The sequence below is a fragment of the Actinoplanes sp. NPDC048791 genome, from assembly GCF_040650095.1.
GTDB lineage: Bacteria > Actinomycetota > Actinomycetes > Mycobacteriales > Micromonosporaceae > Actinoplanes.
The window spans coordinates 1-2,903 of the sequence record NZ_JBEZGQ010001025.1 but is presented as its reverse complement, the minus strand read 5'-3'; the positions used below and the strand labels follow the sequence as shown (position 1 = coordinate 2,903).

The window sequence follows — 2,903 nt, the reverse complement described above, 5'->3', positions numbered from 1 at the left end:
GCCCCGGGAAACAATGCGCATCGAATGGTGTGTCCGGACATTAGCCAGCCGTGTTCGGGTGGCACCAGTTCCGTGACGATCGTGAGACGGCAGTCGCACGATCATGGCCGTGAGCAGGGACGACCTTCGGAAATGCGGCGAACCGGAAACGGGGTCGAGGCGGTCATCAAAGCGCAATAAATAGACTGGTGGAAATTCCGGCCGGACGGGTAACAGGCGTGAGCCGGAATGTCATCGGCGCCGGTCCGACGAGCGGATGGAAGGCCCGCAGGGCGTGCCGCAGGATGGACGCATGCCGCGCCGGGCCGGGGGAGGAGCACCGTGACCCCTCGCCGGGTGATCAGCCACGAGGCCGCCGTGGCGGGAGCCGTCCGGCACTTTCTGCGCAACGGCACGGTCGACCTGGACGAGCTCGCGACCGAGCTGGCCGTCAGCCGGGCCACGTTGTACAGGGTGGTGCACAGCCGTGAACAGCTGCTCGGGCACGTCCTGTGGACCCTGTGCGAGCTGCGCCTGGCCGCCGCGCGGAAGGCCCGGACGCAGAACGGCGTCGACGGCGTCCTGGAGGTGACCCGGCACTTCGCCGCCGGCCTGCCCCAGGCCCACGCGCTGATCACCTTCGTCACCACCGAGACCGAGCTCGCCGACCGGGTCATGTACTCCACCGCCGGGGTCGTGCATCCGCGGGTGGTCGCCGCCCAGCGGGAGATCTTCCTGGAGGCGGGCTGCGGTGCCCCGGCCGACCCGGGCGTGGACCTCGACCGGCTGGCGTACCTCTACACCCGGATGGCCGAGGCCGCCCTCTACGCCGGGCTGCTGTACGAGCAGTCCGACCTCGACGCGCCCGAGAAGGCGTTGCGCGCCCTGCTGACCGAGGTCTGGCCGGATCCCGCCGATTGAGCCCGGCGCGGCGGGGTAGACGGGACCTGCCACCGGGAGGAGAACGTCATGGCTGAGCGTACGGTCGCGGATCTGCTCGTGGAACGCCTCAGTGACTGGGGGGTGGACCGCGTCTTCGGGTATTCCGGCGACGGCATCGACGGCGTGCTGGGTGCGCTGCGCCGGGCCGGGAAACCCACGTTCGTGCAGGCCCGGCACGAGGAGGCGGCCGCGTTCATGGCTGTCGGGCACGCGAAGTACACCGGCGGTCCGGGTGTCTGCCTGTCCACTCAGGGCCCCGGCGCGGTGCACCTGCTCAACGGCCTCTACGACGCCAAACTCGATTCCAAGCCGGTCGTGGCGATCGTCGGGCAGCAGGCCTCGACGGTGCTGGGCAGCGCGTACCAGCAGGAGATCGACCTGGTCCGGCTCTTCGGTGACGTGTGCGCCCAGTTCGTCCAGGCCGCGCACACTCCCGAGCAGGTGCCGATGCTCATCGACCGGGCGTTCCGGACCGCGCTGGCCACCCGCAGCCCGACCTGCGTGATCCTGCCGCACGACGTGCAGTCGGCGCCCGCGCCGGACCCGACCGCGCACGAGCACGGCGTCATGGTCACCAGTCCGGGCCAGCGCCCGGCCCGGGTCGTGCCGCGCGAGGAGGACCTGCGGGCGCCGGCCGAGGTGCTGCGGGCCGGCGAGCGGGTCGCGATCATGGTGGGTCAGGGCGCGTACGGCGCGGCCGCGGAGATCGTCGAGCTGGCCGATCGGCTCGGCGCGGGCGTCACGGCGTCGCTGCTGGGCAAGCCGGTGCTGGACGAGGGCCTGCCGTTCCACACCGGCGTGATGGGCCACCTCGGCACCACGGCGAGCGAGCAGCTCCTGCGCAACTGCGACACCCTGCTGCTGATCGGCACCAACGACCCGTGGACCGAGTTCTACCCCGCGCCCGGGCAGGCCCGGGCGGTGCAGATCGACATCGACGGGCGGCAGCTCGGCGTGCGCTATCCGATCGAGGTGCCGCTGCTCGGCGACGCCGCCGAGACGGTACGGGGTCTGCTCGCCGAGGTGCAGCCGCGCCCCGAACGCGCGTGGCGCGACCAGGTCGAGGCATGGGTACGCCGGTGGCACGAGATCTCCACCGCCCGCGCCACCGCCCCGGCCGAGCCGATGAACCCCCAGTTCGTGGTCCACTCCCTCGCCGACCGGTTGCCCGCGGACGCCCAGGTGGCGGTCGACGTCGGCTCGGTCGTCTACTGGTACGCCCGGCACCTGCGCCTGCCCCGCGGCGTCCCGGCCCATCTGTCGAGCACCCTCGCGTCGATGGGCTGCGGGCTGCCGTACGGGATCGCCGCCAAGCTGGCCGCCCCCGGCCGGCCGGTGATCACCCTGACCGGGGACGGCGCCATGCAGATGACCGGCCTCGCCGAGCTGGTCACCGTGGCCGCCCGCTGGCGCGACTGGGCCGACCCGCGGTTCGTGGTCTGCGTGCTGAACAACCGGGACCTCGCCGAGGTGAGCTGGGAACAGCGCGAGATGGAGGGCGAGCCGCGGTTCGCCACCTCCCAGCAGCTGCCGGAGGTGCCGTACGCCGGTTATGCCGAGCTGCTCGGCCTGCGAGGGCTGCGCGTCACGTCGCCCGACGACCTGCCGGCGGCCTGGGACACCGCGCTGGCGGCCGACCGGCCCGTGGTCATCGACGCCGTCGTCGACCCGGCGGTCCCGCTGCTGCCTCCCGGGCGCCCGTTCGAGAAGGTCAAAGGCATGTACGCGGGCCTGGCGGCGGAGGGCGGGGAGACGGCCCGCAGGGCCGAGGCCCACCTGCGCCGGGAACGCGCGGACGAGGGCTACGACGACCCGGCCGGCTGACCGTACGTTTCGCAGCGCCGATTTCGGGCATCCGGGCGCTTCGGCGTGGCGGAAGGACGGAGCGTGCTCAGGGACATCGTGGTGCCGTCGCCGCGCTTCCCCGAGCCGCACCTGATGGTCAGCGCCTCGGTGATCGCCGCCGAGACGCACGAGGAGGC

General features: G+C 72.6%; 2 protein-coding genes. Both read left to right on the top strand.

Annotated features, from left to right (window positions below):
• Window positions 1–321 precede the first annotated feature (321 nt).
• Window positions 322–900 carry a QsdR family transcriptional regulator gene (locus AB0C29_RS41535; RefSeq protein ID WP_360832780.1) on the top strand — a complete coding sequence of 193 codons (579 nt, stop codon included), beginning with the start codon at window positions 322–324 and terminating at the stop codon, window positions 898–900.
• Between the two features lie 48 nt (window positions 901–948).
• Window positions 949–2,745: a thiamine pyrophosphate-requiring protein gene (locus AB0C29_RS41530; protein WP_360832777.1), complete on the top strand. Its 1,797-nt coding sequence runs from the start codon at window positions 949–951 to the stop codon at window positions 2,743–2,745.
• The last annotated feature ends 158 nt before the right edge of the window (window positions 2,746–2,903 follow it).

What these genes read in the sequence shown, in the direction of transcription:
- AB0C29_RS41530 (WP_360832777.1), top strand. Translation starts at nt 949, where the DNA reads ATGGCTGAGCGTACGGTCGCGGATCTGCTCGTGGAACGCCTCAGTGAC.